Consider the following 24,515-nt stretch of genomic DNA (forward strand, 5'->3'; position numbering starts at 1 on the left):
CAAGAATTTGAAAATAATCTTCTTTAATTTTTATCTTCTTTCTCTTTAACGGCAGAAAGTACAGTTTGTTTTACCCAAGCTTTTCTTCGTTTATGTTGTAGACCCCATTGGTATAAACTTTGGGCTCCTAAAATAAGTGAAATGACAATGCCGCTAATCGCAATTAATAGAGCGAAAAATTCAAGAGGTGACGATATTTTGTTTGAATCGGTGTTTCTTAAAAGGTCAATCATAGTAAACCCTAACATTTGGCCCACTACAGAGTAGAGCGTTAAAATTAATAATAAAAGGCTATCTTTTTTAGAGGCGACATTTTCTTGATATTTAAACAAACTATCAAGATTTTGTTTCGCGTTCGAGTATAGAACCTCAATATTAAAAAGTTTTCTTAAGCGGAAGAAAATATCTTCACTCTGTGATTGGGATACTAATTCTAAAGAAAAATAATTAGCAGTGAACGAATTGATCGAATAAATTAATTTCTCTATTTCATTAGTATCTTGTTCAATATTTAGCTCAGCATAGGCGTTCGCCATTTTTAATAAAACAATTTTATGGAATAGGTTTAATAATAAAGCGTAATAAAATTCCCCGTACATTTGACTAGCAAGTTTAGCGATTTCGCGTTCTCCTTCACTTGTTACACATGTAAAAATATGTTCTTCCATTATGAAATAACGATTTGGAGCCCATCTCTGGTAAGCGTGTTTTTTTAAATAGTCATGAATGTAAGGAAGGTTATTTGCACTCACATATGGCTTACCATCACTTGTTAATCCGGAAAGACTAGAAGTACGATAAACATCCACTTCATTAAGTTCCATACCTTCTTTTAGTGACAATAAAGTTTGGACGTACATTCTTTGGTCTTCGAAGAAAGGGAAGGTTTGAAAGTATGAACTTCTTAATCTCTTCTTTTCAAAGAAATCAGTTACACCATGAAATAAATAACCAAAAATGAATTTTTCCACTTGGGAATACTTTTTTCCGTTACATTCAATACAAATAGTCTCATTTGTATCATTTTTAGTTTCAAGTACACGGAAGCGAGCAGCGAATTCGATTGCTTCAGATAAAGTCATGTTTGGAGCAGTGTTTACTTCTGTTCGAATTGTTAAGAAGCCAAGTTCATAAGGACAAAGTGTTACATCAATAGAGTGTATCTTGAATGGGATTGAAATAAGGTTTGTTGTTAAATGTCCAGTTAAGTTAAGGTCCTTTGAATAACGTTGCAAGCCCTTTTGATGCTCTGAGTGAGGAAAGAGAATTTTATTGGTAAATGAAAGATAGTATGCTTCCATATTTTGATGTGAAACTTTAAACTCCCCATAATATGTATTTTCATCATCGAGATGATCGAGCCGAAAAGGACGAAAATCGTTTTTTTGTAAGAAAGGGAACATATTTTGTTCATATCCAGTTTTAAAAGAAAACGGGAATATAAATTGAAATATAGCTGTTGCTACATCTTTTTCCTCAATTGCTTGTATTGCCTCCATCTACATTGTTTCCTTTCCGTATATGCTATAGAAACAACATGCCCAAATTTATTTGAAAATAACCACTGTTTTATACCCGATTGAGAGTGGAAATTCAGCTTATTTAGCAGAGGACATGTATAATGTTATGTATACTAAAAGTTATAAAATTTTATTTTGAAAAGGGGGATGCTGTATGCGGATTTTAGTATTAGGCGCTGGTGGAGTCGGAGGATTTTTTGGTGGCAGATTAGTCGAAAAGGGAGAAGATGTTACATTTCTTGTTCGTAGTAAACGGAAAAAACAATTAGAGGAAAGAGGACTTGTAATCCGAAGTGTTAACGGGGATTTTTCCTTTCAACCGAAATTAATAACGAAAGAAGAGAGAACTTCTCCATTTGATGTCATTTTATTTTCAACAAAAGCGTATCACTTAAACGAGGCAATTCAAGATTTGAAGCCGTTTGTTGGCGAAAATACTGTAATCATTCCATTGTTAAATGGTATCGCTCATTTATCGCTATTACAAAAAGAATTCGGCGAAGAAAAAGTAATTGGCGGTTTATGCTTTATCGAGACGACGTTAAACGATCAAGGAGAAATTGTACAAACTAGCGCTGCCAACAGACTTGTGTTTGGAGAAATTAAGTCTCAAAATTCAGAGAGAGTAAAGCATATTTCTAAAGCATTTGCAGGTACGAAATCTAGTTTTGTTTTAAGTGAAAATATTACGCAAGATATGTGGCATAAATATTTATTTATTACTGTAATGTCCGGTGTGACAACGTTAATGCGTGCACCAATTGGACCAATCCGTGAAAGTGAAGGCGGCCGTGATTTTATCCGTAATGTATTTGAGGAATCTGTACAAATCATGAGAGTATTAGGAGCTCCCGTAAAGGAAAATATTGCCGAGGAACATATGAAAACAATTGATAAAATTTCGTATGATATGAAGTCATCAATGCAACGTGATATGGAAAAGGGTTCGTTTATTGAAGGGAAGCACTTGCAAGGATATTTACTGGATGTAGCAGAGCAATTTTCTATAGCGGCACCATTATTAGAATCTATATATCAAAATTTAAAGGTGTATGAAGAGATGACCTTTAACAAATCTGTAATAGAATTAGATGTATGAAAAAATAAAAAAGATAGCAATATATAAGTGTATTGCTATCTTTTTTATTTTTTTGTATGACAAATTATTTATTTCTTTTCGTTCTATCTGTCAAATTTATTTCCTGTTCACGTTTACCATATAACTGATTAATTTCATTTGCTACTGCATCTAAATATGAATCGGAAAAAATAGGCTTCTTTTCTTTAGACATATGGGTCTCCTTTGCGGATTTTTTAGTATTCATTATGTATATTTCTCAGTGGATTATGCACAATCATTTTAATTTTTTTCTTATTAAAAATTTTTGTTTACTTTTTGAAAATAAAGGAGTATTATAATCCACAGTTTCAATTTTCTAAATCGCTGAAACCGCATGGTACGGGGGACCCGTTTTTACGGATTAGTACATAATCCGATGGGGTGAATCCTTAAAAAAGGTAGGGCTACTCATAGGCCCGAATCCGACAGCTAACCTCGTAAGCGTTATATTGAGAAGGAAGGTGGAGCTTGTGCGACAAAAAAAATAATGTCTACAAGTCTATTTCGCTATGGCTTGTAGACATTTTTTGTTTTCTGAGGAAATAGTTTACTGGCTGTAACAAGCAGAAAAGTTCGTACAAAATTATTGGAGAGTGGACAGCATTGGTTTCATCTATTAAAAGATTTTTAATTGGAAGACCGTTAAAATCAACGGAGCTTGGAGAACAAAAGCTTAATAAAACGAAAGCTTTAGCTATTTTATCTTCTGACGCATTGTCATCAGTTGCTTACGGTCCAGAGCAAATTTTAATTGCTTTAGCAGGTGTTGGAGCGATCGCTTATTGGTATTCCATTCCGATCGCTGTTGGGGTATTAGTATTATTGACAGCCCTTATTTTATCTTATCGTCAAATTATTTTTGCTTATCCGCATGGCGGGGGAGCGTATGTTGTATCAAAAGAAAATTTAGGGATGAATCCAGGCTTAATTGCTGGAGGATCTTTATTAGTTGACTATATTTTAACTGTTGCGGTAAGTGTGTCCGCTGGTACAGATGCAATCACGTCTGCGTTTCCTAGCTTACATGCACACAACGTAATTATTGCGGTTATATTTGTTATATTAATTACGATATTAAATTTAAGGGGAGTAACGGAATCAGCTTCCGTTTTAGCATATCCTGTTTATTTATTCGTTTTAGCACTATTTATATTAATTGGTGTGGGCATATATAATATTTTAACTGGTCATGTTTCACCCACTTTACATGCGCCGATTGGTACACCAGTTGCAGGGATTAGTTTATTTTTATTACTAAGAGCATTTGCATCAGGTAGTTCTGCTTTAACAGGTGTTGAAGCAATTTCAAATGCAATTCCGAACTTTAAAGATCCTGCGCCAAACAATGCTGCAAAAACATTGCTTGCAATGGGTGCATTACTTGCTGTGTTATTTTCAGGAATTGTATTTTTAGCTTATTATTACGGAGTGACTCCGAGTAAAGAAGTAACAGTTGTTTCTCAAATTGCTGAACAAACATTTGGACGTAATTTCATGTACTATTTCATACAAGGTACAACAGCTTTAATATTAATTCTCGCTGCTAATACAGGTTATTCTGCATTTCCTTTATTAGCGGTTAACCTTGCAAAAGATAAATTCATACCGAGAATGTTTACGATTAGAGGAGACCGTCTAGGTTACTCAAACGGTATTATTATACTTGGAGTTGCTTCGATTATTTTAATTGTAGCTTTCCAAGGACAAACAGAACATTTAATTCCACTATATGCAGTAGGTGTATTTATTCCATTTACACTTTCTCAAACAGGGATGGTATTAAAATGGCTTCGCGAAAAGCCTGAAGGATGGGCTTTAAGATTAACGGTTAATTTAATTGGTGCAGTTATTAGTTTTATCGTAATGAGCATGTTCTTTTTAACTAAATTTGCACAAGTTTGGTCGATTCTTATTTTCTTACCAGTTATTATCTTCTTATTCCATCGAATTAAGAAGCATTATGATGCAGTGGGTGATCAATTAAGTTTAAAAACTTGCGAACCTCTTATTCCAATTGAGGGGAATGTAATTGTCGTTCCTGTAGCAGGTATGACCCATGTAGTAGAAAATTCATTGAACTATGCGAAATCCCTTTCGGCAGATCAAGTTATCGCAGTATATGTTGCTTTTGACAGAGAAGAGGAAAAGAAATTTGAAGAGAAATGGAAGAAGTGGCAACCTGAAGTAAGGCTTGTTACATTACATTCTCATTATAGAAGTATTATTCAGCCGCTAACGAAGTTTATCGATACAGTGCAATATAAGGCGAGTGAATCGAATTACCGTGTTACGGTCGTTATACCACAGTTTATTCCGAAAAAAGGTTGGCATAACATTCTTCATAATCAATCCAGTTTACTCATACGTGCGTATTTACTTTATAAAAGAAATGTTGTTATTACGACAGTTCCATATCATTTGAAAAAATAAGAAGATTTTTAAGGATAGCTTTGTGAAAATGAAGCTATCCTTTTTGTGTATATGCTATGCATAATTGCATACGGGCTTAAAAATTATACCAATATAATTTAATTGGTTATTTGAAAGTAGTGTTTTCTGTTGTGATATGTAGATATTTCAATCGATAAAGCGAATCGGATTATATTTTGAAATAAGGACATGAAAGCTTGAAAATAAAGGGAATGAAAATACTTCTTTACGATATATAAACAGCTGTGTTTAAATGACCTTACAGTACAAAACTTATATGAAAACAAAACGGGATTTCATATTTACTTACGTTATTAAGTTTAAAATGAATAATATTTTTATGTAATATATTCACTGTATCGATGTGGAAAATGAGGGTCGATAGAAAATTTATGCAACGTTATTCATACTAAGCACATATGAAAAGTTTTATAACAATAAGTAAGTACCGTAGCAATAACAGTTGGGAGAGATGGTTCGTACGTCAATCACGGTGAGTACGTCCTCTAGTTTAACCATCTTAAATTATATGCAAGAAAATAGAATAATAAAATGCGATAGTAATAGTTGCTAATACATAGGAGGAGTTAAAGTGAAAAAAACTTTAATTACAGGGTTATTGGTTACAGCAGTATCTACGAGTTGCCTCATTCATGTAAGCGCTTACGCTAAGGAGGGGCAAACAGAAGTGAAAACAGTATATGCGCAAAATGTAATTGCTCCAAATATATTATCCAATCCAATTAGAATGTTAGGATCACAATCACCGCTTATTCAAGCATACGGATTAATTATTTTGCAACAGCCAGACATTAAGGTAAATGCGATGAGTAGCTTAACGAATCATCAAAAGTTTGCAAAGGCGAATGTACGAGAGTGGGTTGATGAATATAATCCGAAGCTAATTGACTTAAATCAAGAGATGATGAGATACAGCACTAGATTCAATAGCTATTATAGTAAGCTCTATGAACTAGCAGGAAACGTAAATGAAGATCAGCAAGCAAAAACAGATTTTATGAGTGCATATGGAAAATTACAATTGCAAGTACAAAGCATCCAAGAGAGTATGGAGCAAGATTTATTAGAGTTAAATCGATTTAAAACAGTATTAGACAAAGATAGTAACAACTTATCAATTAAAGCCGATGAAGCAATAAAAACACTGCAAGGATCAAGTGGAGATATTGTGAAATTAAGAGAAGATATTAAAAGAATTCAAGGGGGAATTCAAGCTGAACTAACTACTATTTTGAATAGACCTCAAGAAATCATTAAAGGTTCTATTAATATCGGTAAACAAGTATTTACAATCACAAATCAAACTGCACAAACGAAAACAATCGATTTTGTTTCTATCGGTACTTTAAGTAATGAAATTGTAAATGCTGCAGATAGTCAAACGAGAGAAGCAGCTCTTCGCATTCAGCAAAAGCAAAAAGAGTTATTGCCACTTATTCAAAAGTTATCACAAACTGAAGCAGAGGCGACTCAAATTACATTCGTTGAAGATCAAGTAAATAGCTTTACAGAATTAATTGATCGTCAAATTACAACTTTAGAAACGTTATTAACGGATTGGAAAGTTGTAAATAATAATATGATCCAAATTCAAACAAATGTTGAAAAAGGCACGTATACAGACAGTAGTTTACTTCAAAAACATTTCAATCAAATTGGAAAAATAAGTGATGAAATGAATAAGCAAACAAATCAATTTGAAGATTACGTTACAAACGTTGAAGTACATTAAACAGAAAAATAATTAGCGATATAGGGAGAGAAGAAAAATGACAAAAAAACCTTATAAAGTAATGGCTCTATCAGCACTGATGGCAGTATTTGCAGCAGGAAATATTATGCCGGCTCATACGTATGCAGCTGAAAGTACAGTGAAACAAGCTCCAGTTCATGCGGTAGCAAAAGTTTATAATGACTATGAAGAATATTCATTAGGACCAGAAGGCTTGAAAGATGCAATGGAAAGAACAGGTTCAAATGCTTTAGTAATGGATCTGTATGCTTTAACAATTATTAAACAAGGTAATGTTAACTTTGGAAATGTATCGACTGTTGATGCAGCTTTAAAAGGAAAAGTGATTCAGCACCAAAATACAGCTAGAGGAAATGCGAAGCAATGGTTAGATGGATTAAAGCCACAGCTTATTTCAACAAATCAAAACATCATTAACTACAATACGAAATTCCAAAACTATTATGATACTTTAGTTGCTGCGGTAGATGCAAAAGATAAAGGGACTCTTACGAAAGGTTTAACTAGATTATCAAGTAGTATTAATGAAAATAAAGCGCAAGTGGATCAGTTAGTAGAAGACTTAAAGAAATTCCGAAATAAAATGACGTCGGATACGCAAAACTTCAAGGGTGATGCAAATCAAATTACATCTATATTAGCTAGTCAAGATGCAGGGATTCCACTTCTGCAAAATCAAATTACAACGCACAATGAAGCAATTAGTAAATATAACGCAATTATAATCGGTTCATCTGTTGCGACAGCTCTAGGACCAATTGCAATTATTGGTGGTGCAGTAGTTATTGCTACAGGTGCGAGAACGCCACTAGGAATCGCATTACTTGCAGGTGGTGCAACAGCAGTAGGCGGTGGGGCAGCTGGAATCGTATTAGCGAAGAAAGAACTTGATAGTGCACAAGCTGAAATTCAAAAAATAACTGGACAAATTACAACTGCTCAATTAGAAGTAGCCGGGTTAACGAATATTAAAACACAAACTGAGTATTTAACAAATACGATTGATACTGCAATTACAGCGTTGCAAAACATTTCAAACCAATGGTATACAATGGGATCAAAATACAATTCTTTACTTCAAAATGTGGATTCAATTAGTCCAAACGATCTTGTTTTCATTAAAGAAGATTTAAACATTGCGAAAGATAGCTGGAAAAATATTAAAGACTATGCAGAAAAGATTTATGCTGAAGATATTAAAGTAGTAGATACGAAAAAAGCATAATCGAATACGAATCGTTAGGGCGTTAAGTGTTGATGAATGATTTGAAGCTCCTGTTCAGTTGTGAGCAGGAGCTTTTGATATCCTTATAAAGAGAATAGGTGAAAAATATGCAGAAACGATTTTATAAAAAATGTCTTTTAGCGGTAATGATTGCTGGGGTGGCAACGAGTAACGCATTTCCTTTACATCCTTTTGCAGCAGAACAAAATGTAACGGTGCTACAAGAAAATGTGAAAAACTATTCTCTTGGACCAGCAGGATTCCAAGATGTAATGGCACAAACGACATCAAGCATATTTGCAATGGATTCATATGCAAAATTAATTCAAAATCAACAAGAGACGGATTTAAGTAAAATAAGTTCGATTAATAGTGAATTTAAAGGGAATATGATTCAGCATCAAAGAGATGCAAAAATTAATGCAGCATATTGGTTAAATAATATGAAGCCTCAAATTATGAAAACAGATCAAAATATTATAAATTACAATAATACTTTTCAATCGTATTATAATGACATGTTAATAGCGATTGATCAAAAGGATAGCGGGAAATTAAAAGCGGATTTAGAAAAGTTGTATGCGGATATTGTAAAGAATCAAAATGAGGTAGATGGATTATTAGGAAATTTGAAAGCTTTTCGCGATAGAATGGCGAAAGATACAAATAGTTTCAAAGAGGATACAAATCAGTTAACATCGATATTGGCAAGTACGAATGCTGGTATTCCAGCTCTAGAGCAACAAATAAATACATATAACGATTCGATTAAAAAGAGTAATGATATGGTCATTGCTGGTGGCGTACTTTGCGTAGCTCTAATAACATGTCTTGCTGGCGGGCCGATGATTGCGGTTGCGAAAAAAGATATCGCAAATGCAGAAAGAGAAATCGCCAATTTAAAAGATAGAATTTCAGGAGCACAAGCAGAAGTCGTAATTTTGACTGATGTAAAAAATAAAACAACAAACATGACAGAAACAATTGATGCAGCAATTACAGCACTACAAAACATATCAAATCAATGGTATACAGTAGGTGCAAAATATAATAATTTACTACAAAACGTAAAAGGAATTAGTCCGGAAGAGTTTACGTTTATAAAAGAAGATTTACATACAGCGAAAGATAGCTGGAAAGATGTAAAGGATTATACGGAAAAATTACATGAAGGTGTGGCAAAGTAAACAGTGGACTAGTTCTGCTGTTTATTTTTTTATCCTGTTTTTTGTGAGAGTTGAGCTTGCAATTATATATAAGTTTGTCATGTATTTTTATATTTTTTATAAATTCTAAAAGAACATTCCCTATTGTTGGTATGATAGACAGAAACTGTTTTTTTGGAACAGGAGACAATAAATAGGGAAAATAACATTAGGATTATTAGTTATATTTCTATTTATAATTATGTATATGTCTTTAGTAGGAGATGAGAATAAGGGTTCCTTAACTCCTAATCTGATTTCAAAGGTAAAATATTTAGAAACTGATTCTGTTGCTGGAGGTACATTTAGAGATTATGGTCAAGAAGCAGAAGCAGTGTTTGAAAAATTAAGTAGTCAGAAAAATGTTGAAACAAAAAAAGATTTTTGAGGAAGAAATTTTTGAAGAATCATTATAGACTTTTACTTTATTGGTATTAACTAAAACTTATTCACTTAATTTCCTATCAGAAATTATAAAGTGAAAACAGAACATGAAATACGCAAAAAATATCACAGGACAGATTCTCAAAATATTTCAAAATCCACCCTGTGATCATATACTCATTTACAAGTGAAAATAATTAATACCCTAAAATATCTACTTCAGCTGCTGAAGCAAATCCATTTTGTCCTTTCGTTACTTCCACTTTTACATACTTTGCAGTAACTGGGGTAAATGTTGCCGTTTTCTTATCACTATTATTTTCCCATGTTCCTGATGATATTTTGTCATACGTAATGCCGTCTACACTCGTATAAATATTGTAAGTTAAAATACGGCCATTTTCTGACCAATCTTGCCTTGGAAGATATGACAATTGTGAAATGGTACGTGTATCACCAAGTTCTAGTGTCAAATTGTAAGGATATTGATTTGGTGTCCAAGTACTATGCCAAAATGTATCGGTTTTTCCATCTATCGCCTTACTAGCTGAGCCCGTTGATTCCTCACTATTTGCACTTGCCTTCATTATTTTTTTTGACAATACAGCAAGTGGTTTAACAGGTTTAGCATCCGTCGCTTCCCATATAGGTGCAATTAATGTTGGGGTGTTTAAAGCTTCTACTTTTTGTCTCGTTTCTTGTGTTGCTTTCAATCCCCATTTATCAAAGAATGGCAGTACATTTTGTTTTGCTATTTTTGATGTATTGTAAATAAATGCCTGTATTTTATCCTCGTCTGTTTTGGGAAGTTGATCTTCAGGTATCTCACGATATAATTTGTGGAGATTTGGATAAAAATCATCCCCATATGCCAAATGAAGTTGCCAAAGCATAACAAGTTTTACAAACAGGTCGTCAATATTTTTATATTCTTTATTTGTTTGTTTTAAATACGTAAAAGCTCTATTATAATCTCCCTCTGTATCTAAACGTGTTGGTATATTTGGGTATATTTTCTTGAATGCAGCTAATGAATATAGATTATTAGTTACTTCACCCATACCTCTTAAATCATTCCACGTCCATGGATATTGTTGTCGTGCATGTCCCGCTTCGTGCATTTGTCCCCATCCAAACTCATTTACATTTAAAGTACTTTTGATAGCTTCACCAGCAGTCGTAAAGACGGCTCCATCCCAACTTGCATACATGCCCCAACTTTGTGCGTTAGGATTTTCTACAAAGGCCCAAATACGACGAGTTGAACGATGTAAAGGATTAGGATCCGTTTCAGATTGCCCTGCTAACTTGTCTTGTGCTCGAATCATATCATCATATTTATTTAATAGGGGCACAGGATCTTGATTTACAATATATTTATTGGCACTATCACGAGTTACAGTTAGTACGGCTCGTTCTGATTTCAATTGTACTGCATGTGCATTTGGAAAGTTGTTCATCATGGCAATCCAGTCTGCTTTTGTGTGTTTTCCTAATACAAAGAAAGGAATAGGACTACCGCCTTGCGTTACTTGCACCTTAACTGTTCCTGTGCTTTGAAAATTATCTAACCCTAATACGCCGCCGTTTGGTGAAGAGATAGTATTAGAGCCTGGAGAAAGATCAATTTCTTTTCCCCATTCTTTATCATATTGATGTGTCCCAATAATGGCTCTAATCTTTTGCGTTCCTGATACTGTAATTGTAACCTGTTCATTAGGTTTCACATATATGCCTGTTGGCATATAATTTTTTTGCTCACCTCTTTTTTCTCTTTTTGCTTCATCCCAAAAACTTCCTGTACCTGGCAGGTCAAACTCTCTTTGTTCAAATTGAGTTGCAGTTTGTGCAGTTTCAGCATGTACATCTAAATTGTTTGACATAATAGGTGTAAATAATGTGGTTGCTAAAATAGCGGATGTTGCAAACACCTTTATAGTTTTTTGTAATCTACAATTTTTTCTGCTGTTCATATAGATCAGTCCTTTCGTTCAAATTCATTAATTACTTACATACGAAATATCAGCTTTTTCATTAATGCCGAAAGTAGATTTTTTGAATTCGCACTTATTAAAAAATGTTGATGATATTTTTAGATGAGTAAAAAAAGCATAGTAACATTTCAAGTTCTATTCCTGATTAATTTAGAAACACATTACCTTCATTGATTTTTTTAATCACTCCTCCAAGTAAACATTTAAGATAAATGTCCTATCTTAAAGCTTCTTTCCTAATTTTGGGATTACGAATTAAGTATAATTCAAAAATAAAGTTATACAATTGAGAAAAATTAAAATGTTAAAAATTTACACTCTCGCAAAATTTTTAACATTTACTAAAAAATATTTGTTATAGAGAGGAGATTCATATACCCATCAAGCTAAACTTTTGAAATATCCCCAAAACTAAAATTCTATCTCTTCATAATTATTCATAAAAATCCGGTTCAGTTTTCCCGTTTTATGGCAACAATTAAACTCTTAACTTGATGGGCATGTGGTGTTACCTCTAGGAGATATCTTCATCTAGATAGGATAATATAAACATGAAAAAAGATTGGTAAAGTGGAAACATGTTTGTTTATTGGCAAAATGAATAAAAAGATAGCCCTCTTGCAGATAAATGTAGGGGGGTATTTTTGAGCGGTAATTTCGTATCCATGTGTGCGTAAAAATCTTTTCGTTATCGCTCCCTTTGATAGAATCCATGCTCATATAGTTTTTTTACCGAATTTTTTAAAAATTAAATTTTACGACTTGATAATTCGTTTAAAATGATTTAATCTTATGTCAAATGATATATTTATCTATCAAAAATACTTTTGTAAAGATAAAGGAGTGATTGAGAATGTTAAACGCCCCATTGATGGTAAGCCTTTAGGTGCAGCAGCATTGAAAAGATTGGGAAGAAATGAGTGAGCTTTCACAATAAAGAACTCTATAATTTGATGTAGTGTTTGATACCTTTGATTAGATTTTTTGAAAAACAAACCAATATTAATTGAATCAAAGTTTAGAAAGTATGGTATGAAAGCAGGTTAGTGAGGGGAATTCAAAACCAATTTGATAAAAGCGAGGTAAATAATATGACTTTTGAAGAAAAATTACAAGCATATGCAGAACTTACGGTGAAAATCGGTGTTAATATTCAACCAGGGCAATACTTATTAGTCAATACATCAGTAGATGCATTGGATTTCGCCCGTATAGTTGTCAAAGAGGCTTATAAGGCTGGGGCAGGGCGTGTTCATGTTAATTTTTCGGATGAAGAAATGGAACGTGCTTACTTTGATTATGCCTCAGATGAAGAATTTAATCGCTTCCCAGAGTGGATAGTCAAAATGAATGATGAGCTGATCGAACGTAAAGGAGCACTATTAATGATAGATGCTACAGATCCTGATAAATTTACAGGTATTTCATCTGAGCGTCTAGCTACCTATCAAAAGGTAGCAGGAGCTGCTCTGAGAAACAATCGCAACGCCGTAATGAAGGATTCAATAGCTTGGTCGATGGTAGCAGTTCCTTCACCAAAGTGGGCATCGAAGGTGTTCCCGGATTTAGCAGCTGAGGATCAAGTACCAGCATTATGGGAGGCTATTTTTAAAGCTGTTCGTATTGGTGAAGGCAGTGCTATTGAAAAATGGCGTGAACATGTAACAAATTTAGAATCTCGTGCGGTCCTACTGAACAATAAAAAATATATGAAGCTTCACTATACAGCGCCAGGTACTGATTTAACAATTGCATTAGCACCACAGTATAAATGGATTACTGGAGGTGGTAAAACTCCTGATGATACTATCTTCATGGCTAATATGCCGACAGAAGAGGTTTATACGTTACCGATGAAACAAGGTGTAAATGGCTATGTAAGCAATACAAAACCATTAGTTTATCAAGGAAATATTATCGATGGCTTTAAACTGACATTTGAAGAAGGAAAAATTGTTAAAGCAGAAGCACAGGTAGGACATGAATTATTACAGGAGCTTATTAATGTGGATGAAGGCTCTTGCTATTTAGGTGAAGTAGCACTTGTACCACATGAATCACCAATTTCAGCATCGGGAATTTTATATTTTAATACATTGTTTGATGAAAATGCATCGAACCATTTAGCGATTGGTAAAGCTTATCCAACTTGCTTAGAGGATGGAAGAGATTTAGAAAACGATCAGCTTGAAACGTTAGGGGCAAATATTTCAGTAACACATGAGGACTTTATGATTGGCAGCAGTGAGATGGACATTGACGGTATTCTACCAGATGGAACTGTAGAACCAATTTTCCGTAAAGGTAGCTGGGCATTTTAAGTTTTTAATTTGAATAAAGGAGTAGAATGAATGAAACGGTTACTAAGCATAATTGGTGCAACTATATAGGTGTTTCATCTGCTTTTGCTTAGGCTGAAAACTACCTCTTTAATTAGAAGTAAAATGCATGCAAAGGAGATAGGCCAATGAATTTCTGGGAAGTTCTTTTGATAGTAGTGAATTTTAGTCTATTGAGTTGGATACTGTTAATAGGCAGAGAAACGAAAAAGTGGTCTAAATTAGCTACTTTGATTGCCGTTGTAATGGTTACAGTTCAGTTATTGGCAGAAGGTTTTAGGTGGCAGATGATTCCGGCATATGTATCCCCAGTTATCTTAATTTTATGCTATTTATTAACTGGGCGGAAAAAGGGCTTTAGAAGTTCGGGTATATTCATAGTTAAGACTTCGTTACTATGTATCTATTTGTCTGTAGCAGTTGCGCTACCCTTACTTATGCCAGTATTTTCATTTGAAGAACCAACTGGTCCACATAGGGTCGGTACGAAGCTATATCATTGGGTTGATCATCAGAGAAATGAACCATATTCGAAAAATCCAAACGATCGGCGCGAACTGATGGTGCAAATTTGGTATCCTGCAGCTGAAAAAAGCAAGGGGGATCGAGAACCTTATATTCGTAACATAAATGAGCTCTCCAAGGGATTGGAAAAAACATTGTCCATTCCTGCATTTGCATTCAGCCACATGGAATTGGTAAAGTCTCATTCGTTTATGGATTTACAACTCTCAGACTCAGAGAATCACTATCCCATATTACTTTTCTCTCATGGTTTTAATGGTTTTCGTAATCAAAACACGTTTCAAGTTGAGGAGTTGGCTAGTCAAGGGTACATTGTTCTAAGTATCGATCATACCTTTGATGCTGCAGCTACCGTCTTTCCAGATGGTCGAACTGCTTACGTACAGCCCATCAATTTAACTGATGAAGGGGATAGCCACATAAAATTATGGGAGGAAGATGTCAGCTTTGTCCTTAGTCAGATAGAGAAACTTAACCAAAATGATGAGACCGGCTTCTTTACAGGAAGACTGGATACATCGCGAATTGGAATGTTTGGCCACTCTTACGGTGGAGCTACCGCAGCACAAATACTTGCAAAAGATTCTCGTGTCAAAGCAGCTATCAATATGGATGGTACATTGTATGGTGAAATCTTGCCTGAAAGTGGCATTGGAAAACCATTTCTGCTCATGAATGCAGAAGAGCCTGATGAAGCAGATCCCTTTGAAGTGAGGGAGCGATACGGACGCGGGTTAGCTGGCGGTGGTATGTCAATGGTCATTCCTCATACGGATCATACAAGCTTTACCGATTTACATTTGTTCTCACCTCTGTTGCAGAGCCCAGGTGAAAATCCAAAGGAAGTTCATCGTATTATTAACGAATTCAGCCTGGCATTTTTTGACCAGTATGTAAAACAGAAGGATGACGGCTCAACCCTTAAAAGGCTGATAACCCAATACCCGGAAGTGAATTTTAAAATAAACCGATAACTTTATGCAGAAAGTAACTCGTACCATTTCCTTTGGCTCTTGTATTTATTACATTAAAGAATTTAATTTCTTCATCGTTATCTAAATAATGAAATGCTAAAAATGAAACATTCAAAGTACTATCAGTTTCAGGAATATAATTCTTTTTGAAAAGCTACATTCAGCAGCTGGACACTTTATTTGAGATTGTTTATTATAATATCAAATGATATATTTATCTATCAAAAATGACGACTTTATACAGAAAAAGGGAGAGATTGACGATGAAGAAAGACTTGTCAGCGTTGAAGGAAGCGAGATTTAATGCAATTCTTGATTCAGCTACTATATTGCTTGTTGAAAATCCTACTGCTTCGATGAATGAAATTGCGGAATATGCGGGAATTGGAATTGCTACACTCCATCGCTACGTCGAAAGCAGGGAGAAATTGATGCTGTTCTTGGGCCATCGGGCTATACAACTGGTAAGTGATACTGTAAACCAGATTCCACTGGATGAGGAAAGAAGCGAAAACTATATCCCGGAACTTATTGAAGCGTTAATCCCTTTAGGTGACAAAATCTATTTTCTAGGTCATGATGCATCTGTATTTAACAACAAAGAATTAGGTGAAGCAGAAGAGAAGCTGAGGGAACCCTTAAGACGCGTTATTGAATTGCTACAACAAAGAGGTTACTTTCAGCAAACAGTTAGCAGTGAATGGATTTTGAATACGCTTTATGCTCTGCTTTTCCATACCTGGGAACAGGTACATGAAGGAAATGTGGCTAAAAAATCTGCTGCAGAGCTTGTTTTAAATACATTTTATTATGGTTTCAAAGCTAAGGATGAATTGAGAGGGAAGTGAACTGATTCAAATCCATGATAATTAATATTAATAATATAGAAAGTGAAAAGGAGCAATAGGATAATGAATAAAATCTCTATTGTAAAGGCTGTTCATCAATCCATGGTCGGCGCCCAGCTAAATGTAATGGCATTGGAATACATGGCGTTTCCACTTGCAGGATCTGAGGAGGAGAACACAGTCGATTGGACATTTTGTAAGCTATGGCGGCAGGAGAACAACCGTTTTAGTCATCAATACGCCTATGAAGCTCAAATGGACGGGAAAACTTTAGGGATGATTACTTGCTATCCCATACCCGTTTTAAATCGTCTTGCCTGGCCCACTTTTAAACAGCTGCTTTCGTTCCGAAAGCTGGGTTTTGTTGTTTATAATATTCTGAATATCAAAATGCTTTATTCCATGTTTACCTTGAAGGAGGGAGAAGATGACGAGTTTCACATCGGAACAATTGCCTTACTGCCCGAAAGTCGAGGACTAGGGATAGGTACCAGATTAATTGAGTTTGCTGAGGAACAAGCTTCGCTGCAAGGCTTTGCCAAATGCTCTCTGACGGTAAAGAAAGAGAACCAACTTGCCATTAAATTGTATCAGAGGATAGGCTACCAGATTACAGGTGAAATCAATAAACCAAAGTTATCGTTGTACAGAATGGTCAAAAACGTAGAACCTTACAACCATTTATAAAAAATTTGTACAGTATTAGAGGGTACCAGCACATGCCCATAAACTTAAGGATTCAAAATTACCCCAAAGTAAAAAATGTACATTTTTTACAAGTTAACACAAAATTTTAGCTTGATAGTGATGGGATGAGGCTTCTATATAAAAAAACACAGTTTACACTCAAACTTTGTTTTTTCGACATATAATGCTTTATCAACATCTCTTTTTATTCTTTAAAATCTGCAACAGAACCAGGATCTCCCCTCAAAGTATAAATTCCAAGGGGGGAGCCTGTTTTTTATTTACTTATATACGTACAGCTGTACCACTTACAGCAACCATTAACATTCCATCACGAACAACTTCGTAATCTACGTCAATGCCAACGATAGCGTTCGCACCTTTTTGTTTTGCGAGTTCTTTCATTTCGTCTATCGCAATATCACGGGCTTCTTTTAGCTTACTTTCATAAGCACCAGCACGGCCACCGACAACATCACGAACTGAGGCGAATACATCGCGTACAATGTTTGCACCCATAATAGCTTCACCATTTACAATATCAATATACTCAATAATCTCTTTACCTTGAATTCCAGAAGTCGTTGTTACAATCATGACTGACACTCTCCTAATATATTATAATTTTTGATTAGCTTTCTTAAGGCTTTATTATGCCGTAGAAAAAGTGGTTTTGTTGCCAAAAATACTCGATAAAAACATAGAGTATTTTTGTATCAAAACCTGTAATTACATATGTTTTCCTATGATATATGCAATTGAATAAAAGCAATAGAATTATTTAACACATGTATCGCCATAACATATGCAAGGGATCTGTTAGAAATAAGATAAGCTGCGGTAAGTATCACCGCGCCAGGTAAATAAAGAGCATAATCCGAAAGCTGGTTCGTATGAAGGAATGTAAAAATTAGAATCGAAATGATAGATGCAATAGCAGTACCAATATAATGTGAAAAACGATTTAATATTATATGACGAAATATAATTTCTTCAAGTATTGGACCGAGAATACCAAATACAAGTAATGTAAATATAAGAGGTATCTCCGCGCCCGTTTCAAGGAGCTGTTCTTGATTCTCTGGCTGACCAAGTGCGAGAAAACGCATAACAGTCTGTTCTACAATTACCGTAAATAAAACCACCAGAGGAACACTTACTATTTTCAAAATTGTCTTCTCTTTAAAATAAGCAAAACTCTCAATAATTTCTTTCTTAAATAAAATTATTCCTATAATAGCAGGTACAGTAAAAGCAATGGCACTAATAATAAATTCTGAGTCAGCTAAATTGCTGTTAGTTAAAAGTGATAGGCCAAATAATATGAACCAGCCAAATTGAAGTAGTGTAAAGATTGTAAAAACTAGTAGCATATTAATTTCTTTTTTATTGGTTTGTATAAAGTTCACTTTGTTACCTCCATAATTAAATTACTTAGAATCTTTGATTTTTCTTTCTGCATTATGTTCTCCTTCTAAAATATATTTATATAAACATCGAACCGGACCGTTCGGTTCGGAAACTAATGATACTATAAGTTTCTAGTTTTTTAAACCCCTTTTATAAATTATCAATAAAATAAAAATGGTAAACAACAAATATATTTATATCTCAGTTGCTTATTTACAATCAAATTTCAGTACTCATTAATTTTTGACAATTAGCTTTTTATAGAATGAAGTGATAAGGCTTTTAACTGCAAGGACTGCGGGAGATATCTTAATATACGAAGTGAAAGTGGGAGTAGTTCAAACACTTTAGCTAAACATATTAATAAAAATTATATATAATAATCATATGTCTATACGTTAAAATTAACTATATATTTTTACACCTCTACGATTTTAGGTAAAATTAGTTGTATAATATGACTGAATTAAACAATCGGTCATGTTATTTTAACAGAAAATTCACTTAAGTTATATGGATAATATAATTTGATTAACTTCTTTTCAAATTGTATTGTTTGAGGTTTCCATAAGATAGGGATTGATAAGATATTTCTGTTCCGAACTTATTTATACTTACAAAAAAATTAAGAAAATAGAGGGTAAACATTACCTAGAATATTAGGATCGTTTTCATTAGGAGGATTACAAAGCATGACTAAAGTTGATAAGGTAAAAGAAAAAATTATTGAAACATCATTATATTTATTTAATACTAATGGGATAACTCGCACATCCATTCAGGATATAATGACAGCTACTGAGTTACCTAAAGGATCTATTTATCGTAGATTTAAAAGTAAAGAAGAAATTGTCCTTGCTGCCTACGACAAAAGTGGTGAGATTATGTGGAGTCATTTTCATAAAGCAATGGAAAATAAAAAGAATGCAATCGATAAAATCCTTGCAATATTCCTTGTATATCAAGATGCAGCTAATAATCCTCCTATTGCTGGAGGCTGTCCATTACTTAATAGCGCAATCGAAAGTACCGGAGTATTTCCAGAATTACAAAAAGCAGCAGCAAAAGGTTATGATGATACAGTAATGTTAATGGCTTCTCTCATAAAGGAAGGAATAGAGAAACAAGAACTTAAAGAAGATATAGACATTATATCGCTCGCTTCTTTTCTTGCATCTTCAATGGAGGGAGCTATTATGGCAAGTCGAGTATCTAACGATAATATACACCATCATTATTTTATTGAACAAATAAAACATCATCTTTTCACTTATTCTAAATAAGTGAGAACTTGCATTGTTTCCATCCAATTTTTATAAAGTTAAATTGAATACATACCCCTTATAAACAGTATCTTCTGTTTATAAGGGGTATTTGAATAGTTTTTAGCAAAGGTAGTCTTTAGATGATGTTTCATGTTTCTTATTGAACGATTTCATTATATATAATAAGCGTAATAGAAGTTCAGTTAAATAAAATTCAGTAGTCGAATTTTTTTGCATAAAGCTGTATAATGCTTGTAACGAAAGGGAAATACAGGAAGGGATTTGTAATGAGTTACTATGGAAAAAGATAAACAACAATTAAGCGTTGAAGTTGCAAGATTATATTATCAATCAGATTATAGTCAGCAAGAAATTGCTAATAAATTAAATATTTCAAGACCGACGATTTCTAGATTGTTAAAGTACGCGAAAGAAAAAGGGTTTGTTCAAATTAGCATCGCTGATCCATTTGCTGATTTAGATAACGTCGGGAATTTACTGAAAGAAAAGTACAACTTGTTAGAGGCACATGTGGTATTTTCTCCAGTGCCGGAATATGCAACGATTACAGAGTATATAAGTAAATATGCTGCTGAGTATATGGAAAAGACGGTTAAAAACGGTGATATTGTTGGTGTAAGCTGGGGCATGACTATGTATGAAATCGCTAGAAAAATCGTACCGCAACATGTAAAAGGGGTAGAGGTTGTCCAGCTAAAAGGTGGTATTAGTCATTCAAGTGTAAATACATATGCGAATGAGACGATAGCTTTATTTGCAGATGCTTTTCAAACGACGCCAAGAAATCTACCTCTTCCGGTTATATTTGATAATGCAGTGACAAAAGAATTAGTGGAGCAGGATCGACATATTCATCACATTATCGAAATGGGAAAACAAGCGAATATTGCAATTTTTACTGTAGGAACAGTGCGAGACGAAGCGCTATTATTCCGATTAGGTTATTTCGATAAGGATGAAACAAATTTACTCAAAAAACAATCGGTCGGTGACATTTGTTCACGTTTCTTTGATGGAGACGGAAATATTAGTAGTGAAGAAATCAATAAGCGTACCATTGGAATTGAGTTAGAGGAACTGAAATTAAAGAAACGCTCTATTTTAGTTGCAGGTGGTAATAGAAAAATAAAAGCAATTGATGGTGCGTTACGTGGCGGGTATGCAAATGTATTAATTATCGATCAGCATACAGCAAAAGAATTGTTACATTATCAAAAAGATTAGAAATAAAGGGCGTTCTCAAGATGTTAATTTTGAGAATGCCTTTTATTTTGTTATGTATGAATGATAGGAGTCTTTTTTGAACACAAATTGCCTTTTTAAAAATAATTATGGATATGGAGATACATACTACCATTGTTAACATAAAAATTTTGATTATATATCTGAAGTGTTCTTTGTTAGAATGCGCTTTATTTGCTACAAGAAAATTACTTTTAAAAAAGAATGAACAAAATTTCAAAAGTATATTTACATTTGTTCAACTAAGAGTTAGAATGAAGTTGTTAAAAGATATGAGGAGTGAAGATAATGAACATTGCAAAGTTAATTGACCATACAATTTTAAAAGCTAATTCTACAAAAGAAGATGTTATGAAAGTAATCGAAGAAGCAAAGGAATATAAATTCGCTTCTGTTTGTATTAACCCAACATGGGTAAAATTAGCGGCTGATGAACTAGCTGGACATGATGTAGACGTTTGTACTGTAATCGGTTTCCCATTAGGAGCAAGTACGACTGAAACAAAAGCATTTGAAACAAAAGATGCTATCGCAAAAGGTGCAACTGAAGTTGATATGGTAATCAACGTAGGCGCTTTAAAAGATGGTGACAACGAACTTGTTGAAAAAGACATTTATGAAGTAGTACAAGCAGCAAAAGGAAAAGCTCTTGTAAAAGTAATCATTGAAACTTGTCTATTAACAGATGAAGAGAAAGTACGTGCTTGTGAATTATCAGTAAAAGCTGGTGCTGATTTCGTAAAAACTTCAACTGGATTCTCAACTGGCGGAGCAACTGCTGAAGATATCGCATTAATGCGTAAAACAGTAGGACCAAACGTTGGTGTAAAAGCATCTGGCGGTGTTCGTACACGTGAAGATGCAGACAAAATGGTAGCTGCTGGAGCTTCTCGCGTTGGAGCAAGTGCTAGTGTTGCAATCGTATTAAATGATGCAAAAGGTGCTACAGATAACTACTAATCGATAAAAGATTAAAGCAATAGATATACATTTAAAGTATATCTATTGCTTTAATAATTGAAAGAAATGTAAGCGGATACGAATGGGAGGAAACGGCTTATGAAATACTTAATCGGTGTTTTTGGCCTCGTATTGATTTTAGGTATCGCTTGGCTTGCTAGTAATGATAGAAAGAAAGTCAAATATCGCCCAATCATAACGATGGTTATATTACAATTCATTTTGGGGTTTCTATTATTAAATACAAGTGTAGGGAATATATTAATAAGCGGAATAGCAGATGGTTTTGGAGAGCTATTAAAATATGCTGCTGACGGTGTGAATTTCGTATTTGGTGGATTAGTAAATCAAAAAGAGTTTTCGTTCTTTTTAAGTGTATTAATGCCAATCGTATTTATATCAGCCTTAATAGGTATTTTGCAACATATTAAAGTATTACCTATTATTGTGAAATCTATCGGTCTAGCATTAAGTAAAGTAAATGGAATGGGGAAACTAGAATCATATAACGCTGTGGCATCAGCGATTTTAGGACAATCGGAAGTATTTATTTCAGTTAAGAAACAACTAGGGTTATTGCCAGAGAAAAGAATGTATACATTATGTGCATCAGCAATGTCTACAGTTTCTATGTCTATCGTTGGATCATATATGGTGTTATTAAAACCACAATATGTTGTAACCGCTTTAGTGCTTAACTTATTCGGTGGTTTCATCATTGCTTCTATCATTAACCCGTATGAAGTTACTGAGGAAGAAGATATGTTAGAAGTACAAGAAGAAGAGAAAAAGACTTTCTTTGAAGTATTAGTCTAGTGGTAATAAGTCAAGAGTAAAACAAGACTGATTTTTTCTAGGTGCGATTTTTTCAGCATACGGAAATAGACCCGACCAAAAATGAAATTTTTTCGGGCCGTTTCCAAGATTGCGTCAATAACAAAGTGTTATTTTTCTATCACGCTCCTTGGTGGCGTGTAGAGTTGATGGTTACGTAGTAGCGTATCCACCAGACGCACAAATTTTCTTGCGGTTAAGACGATGGCTCTTTTGTGTTGATGTTTGGGTGTTTCTTTGTATTTCTTTTGATAAAATGCTTGATATTCAGGCAAATATCTTCTTACTGAATTGGCAGCCTCAACTAAGTAATAGCGAAGATAACGATTGCCTTGTTTGGTTAAGGGCGTATTTTCAGACTGATAATTTCCAGATTGCTTGATTTTCCAGCTTAATCCGGCATATTTAGCTAGTTTCGTTTGGTCTTCAAATCGTTGGATTTGTCCGATCTCAGCTAGTAATCCAGCAGCATACACTTTTCCAACACCAGGAATACTCGTCAAGCATTGGTATTCTGGTAGGACCATTACGAGCTGTTCAATTGCCTTATCAAGGTCTTTGATACTGGCTTCGAGTGCACGAATTTCGCGAGCAAGAATACTCAGGATAATATTGATGGATTCTTGAGCGACTTCTCCTAAACGATAAGACATAGTAATGGCTCGTTGAATCGTTTTCGCTAATCCTTCTGGATTTTTAAACCGGCCGTTACCTTTTTCTTGAAGCAAAGAGGCGAAATCTGTTAAAGGCATTTGAGCTAATTCTTCTAACCCATAATCTTCTGTCATTAAAGCGATTAAGGTAGCTCCAAATACAGAAGAAGGAGTTTCGCTATTCTTTAACTCACGCGTGAGCGTGTTGCATTTGTAAGTTAAATTTTCGAGAAAATGTTGTTTCGTTTCTACAAGTTGTCCAATTAATTGGTAACGTGTGCGAGTTAAACGTTGAAGAGCCATATATTTCTCTTCTTTAATGGGAGACGTAGTGAATCTTTGGATTCTTAAAAAGTCAGCGATTCGCATCGCATCATTTTTATCTGTTTTATCTTCATCAAATATTCGACTGAATTGCTTGATGCGAAAAGGATTTTCGATGGTAACGACGGTATTTATACGCTTTAATTCTCGATCCTCATTAAAAAATGTAGCAGGATGAAAGCTGTACATAGAAGTTGACTCCATGCCTATGACGATTTGAGAAAACGAGTACACATTTTGAAATTCTAAAATTTTTTGTTTAATTTGATGAGCGCCTTTCACGTCATTTCCGAGACTCGCTTCAAGAAGAATTGTCAATTGGTTATCGTCTGATAAAAAGCACACATCTAGTTTCTCAGAGCTGACATCTAATCCGACAAATAAGTTCATTTGGAAGGACCTCCTTTCATTGGTTATTTGGAATATGCTTCGATACTATGGGATTTCCCAGAAGCTCATTGCGTAACCACAACCTCGCCTACGAGAATACAATGACAACTTTTGGGGGCTACCTTTTGAACTACTATCCAAAAGCCCAATCAGTTATCGAAACAGCTAGTGTGTTGGTAGTGATAGCAATGGCTCGGGTAACAGACTTTTTATCGTAGACAGAGCTACAGGGGAAATGAGCAAATTCCCGATGGATCCTTTCCATACATCCATTGTATCTGGGAAATTCAATAATATCGAAACAAATTCCGTAAGGAATCTTGTTATCTATTTTTTTTAAAATCAGGGTAATTAGAAAGCAGAAATACTGATCTAAACTATATTCTACGAG

General features: G+C 34.3%; 19 protein-coding genes, 1 pseudogene and 1 riboswitch. Of the genes and pseudogenes, 14 read left to right on the top strand and 6 right to left on the bottom strand.

Features of this window, described 5'->3' with window-relative positions; all coding sequences use genetic code 11:
• Nucleotides 1–23: 23 nt before the first annotated feature.
• A complete protein-coding gene (locus tag V6946_RS09405; protein ID WP_006924489.1) occupies nucleotides 24–1,499 on the bottom strand; it encodes a hypothetical protein in 1,476 nt (491 codons plus the stop codon).
• 175 nt (nucleotides 1,500–1,674) lie between these two features.
• Between V6946_RS09405 and panE the strand changes: the two genes are divergently transcribed.
• Complete coding sequence (gene panE, locus V6946_RS09410; RefSeq protein ID WP_006924488.1) at nucleotides 1,675–2,619, top strand: 2-dehydropantoate 2-reductase; 945 nt, start codon at nucleotides 1,675–1,677, stop codon at nucleotides 2,617–2,619.
• 64 nt (nucleotides 2,620–2,683) lie between these two features.
• Here panE and V6946_RS09415 read toward each other — a convergent pair whose 3' ends face one another.
• On the bottom strand, nucleotides 2,684–2,812 hold the full coding sequence (locus V6946_RS09415) for a hypothetical protein (RefSeq protein ID WP_000031873.1): 129 nt from the start codon (nucleotides 2,810–2,812) through the stop codon (nucleotides 2,684–2,686).
• Nucleotides 2,813–2,952: 140 nt separating this feature from the next.
• A riboswitch (cyclic di-AMP (ydaO/yuaA leader) is annotated at nucleotides 2,953–3,099 on the top strand.
• A gap of 144 nt (nucleotides 3,100–3,243) precedes the next feature.
• Here V6946_RS09415 and V6946_RS09420 point away from each other — a divergent pair.
• The 5 genes from V6946_RS09420 to V6946_RS09440 all read left to right on the top strand — a co-directional run bounded on the left by V6946_RS09420 (nucleotide 3,244) and on the right by V6946_RS09440 (nucleotide 9,662).
• Nucleotides 3,244–5,070: an APC family permease gene (locus V6946_RS09420; protein WP_000254887.1), complete on the top strand. Its 1,827-nt coding sequence runs from the start codon at nucleotides 3,244–3,246 to the stop codon at nucleotides 5,068–5,070.
• Between the two features lie 592 nt (nucleotides 5,071–5,662).
• Entirely contained in the window at nucleotides 5,663–6,823 is a 1,161-nt protein-coding gene (gene nheA / locus V6946_RS09425; RefSeq protein WP_406622291.1) for a non-hemolytic enterotoxin NHE subunit A, read from the top strand.
• A gap of 37 nt (nucleotides 6,824–6,860) precedes the next feature.
• Nucleotides 6,861–8,069 (top strand): non-hemolytic enterotoxin NHE subunit B, encoded by a 1,209-nt coding sequence (gene nheB / locus V6946_RS09430; RefSeq protein ID WP_197229053.1) that lies wholly within the window; start codon nucleotides 6,861–6,863, stop codon nucleotides 8,067–8,069.
• A 107-nt stretch (nucleotides 8,070–8,176) separates the two neighbouring features.
• The gene (nheC, locus tag V6946_RS09435; RefSeq protein WP_001171992.1) at nucleotides 8,177–9,256 is read left to right on the top strand and encodes a non-hemolytic enterotoxin NHE subunit C; all 1,080 of its coding nucleotides are present in this window, start codon (nucleotides 8,177–8,179) and stop codon (nucleotides 9,254–9,256) included.
• A gap of 226 nt (nucleotides 9,257–9,482) precedes the next feature.
• Nucleotides 9,483–9,662 carry a hypothetical protein gene (locus tag V6946_RS09440; protein WP_000060531.1) on the top strand — a complete coding sequence of 60 codons (180 nt, stop codon included), beginning with the start codon at nucleotides 9,483–9,485 and terminating at the stop codon, nucleotides 9,660–9,662.
• A gap of 193 nt (nucleotides 9,663–9,855) precedes the next feature.
• On the opposite strand, the gene V6946_RS09445 is transcribed toward V6946_RS09440, so the two are convergent.
• Nucleotides 9,856–11,631, bottom strand: coding sequence for a M60 family metallopeptidase (locus V6946_RS09445; RefSeq protein ID WP_006919968.1), 1,776 nt, complete (start codon nucleotides 11,629–11,631; stop codon nucleotides 9,856–9,858).
• A gap of 1,112 nt (nucleotides 11,632–12,743) precedes the next feature.
• Between V6946_RS09445 and V6946_RS09450 the strand changes: the two genes are divergently transcribed.
• The 4 genes from V6946_RS09450 (at nucleotide 12,744) to V6946_RS09465 (ending at nucleotide 17,025) form a co-directional block, all read left to right on the top strand.
• Nucleotides 12,744–13,973: an aminopeptidase gene (locus V6946_RS09450; RefSeq protein WP_149149508.1), complete on the top strand. Its 1,230-nt coding sequence runs from the start codon at nucleotides 12,744–12,746 to the stop codon at nucleotides 13,971–13,973.
• A gap of 146 nt (nucleotides 13,974–14,119) precedes the next feature.
• A complete protein-coding gene (locus V6946_RS09455; RefSeq protein WP_006919965.1) occupies nucleotides 14,120–15,490 on the top strand; it encodes a carboxylic ester hydrolase in 1,371 nt (456 codons plus the stop codon).
• 263 nt (nucleotides 15,491–15,753) lie between these two features.
• Complete coding sequence (locus V6946_RS09460) at nucleotides 15,754–16,338, top strand: TetR/AcrR family transcriptional regulator (protein WP_000710981.1); 585 nt, start codon at nucleotides 15,754–15,756, stop codon at nucleotides 16,336–16,338.
• Nucleotides 16,339–16,401: 63 nt separating this feature from the next.
• Nucleotides 16,402–17,025, top strand: coding sequence for an N-acetyltransferase (locus V6946_RS09465; RefSeq protein ID WP_006919961.1), 624 nt, complete (start codon nucleotides 16,402–16,404; stop codon nucleotides 17,023–17,025).
• Between the two features lie 285 nt (nucleotides 17,026–17,310).
• Here V6946_RS09465 and V6946_RS09470 read toward each other — a convergent pair whose 3' ends face one another.
• Both V6946_RS09470 and V6946_RS09475 read right to left on the bottom strand, forming a co-directional pair.
• The gene (locus V6946_RS09470) at nucleotides 17,311–17,622 is read right to left on the bottom strand and encodes a heavy metal-binding domain-containing protein (protein ID WP_006919958.1); all 312 of its coding nucleotides are present in this window, start codon (nucleotides 17,620–17,622) and stop codon (nucleotides 17,311–17,313) included.
• Nucleotides 17,623–17,768: 146 nt separating this feature from the next.
• On the bottom strand, nucleotides 17,769–18,434 hold the full coding sequence (locus V6946_RS09475) for a lysostaphin resistance A-like protein (RefSeq protein WP_406622292.1): 666 nt from the start codon (nucleotides 18,432–18,434) through the stop codon (nucleotides 17,769–17,771).
• 693 nt (nucleotides 18,435–19,127) lie between these two features.
• Here V6946_RS09475 and V6946_RS09480 point away from each other — a divergent pair.
• The 4 genes and pseudogenes from V6946_RS09480 to V6946_RS09495 all read left to right on the top strand — a co-directional run.
• The gene (locus tag V6946_RS09480) at nucleotides 19,128–19,718 is read left to right on the top strand and encodes a TetR/AcrR family transcriptional regulator (protein WP_000169644.1); all 591 of its coding nucleotides are present in this window, start codon (nucleotides 19,128–19,130) and stop codon (nucleotides 19,716–19,718) included.
• Nucleotides 19,719–19,997: 279 nt separating this feature from the next.
• Nucleotides 19,998–20,945 carry a sugar-binding transcriptional regulator gene (locus V6946_RS09485; RefSeq protein WP_000409780.1) on the top strand — a complete coding sequence of 316 codons (948 nt, stop codon included), beginning with the start codon at nucleotides 19,998–20,000 and terminating at the stop codon, nucleotides 20,943–20,945.
• Between the two features lie 306 nt (nucleotides 20,946–21,251).
• A complete protein-coding gene (deoC, locus tag V6946_RS09490) occupies nucleotides 21,252–21,923 on the top strand; it encodes a deoxyribose-phosphate aldolase (RefSeq protein WP_001017433.1) in 672 nt (223 codons plus the stop codon).
• A gap of 99 nt (nucleotides 21,924–22,022) precedes the next feature.
• Nucleotides 22,023–22,733: pseudogene (locus V6946_RS09495) on the top strand (Na+ dependent nucleoside transporter N-terminal domain-containing protein); the annotation flags it as partial.
• Between the two features lie 134 nt (nucleotides 22,734–22,867).
• On the opposite strand, the gene V6946_RS09500 reads toward V6946_RS09495, so the two are convergent.
• Complete coding sequence (locus V6946_RS09500; RefSeq protein ID WP_256426878.1) at nucleotides 22,868–24,124, bottom strand: IS110 family transposase; 1,257 nt, start codon at nucleotides 24,122–24,124, stop codon at nucleotides 22,868–22,870.
• Nucleotides 24,125–24,515 lie beyond the last annotated feature (391 nt).

The sequence above is a fragment of the Bacillus sp. PPSBB_2 genome, from assembly GCF_045291115.1.
GTDB lineage: Bacteria > Bacillota > Bacilli > Bacillales > Bacillaceae_G > Bacillus_A > Bacillus_A cereus.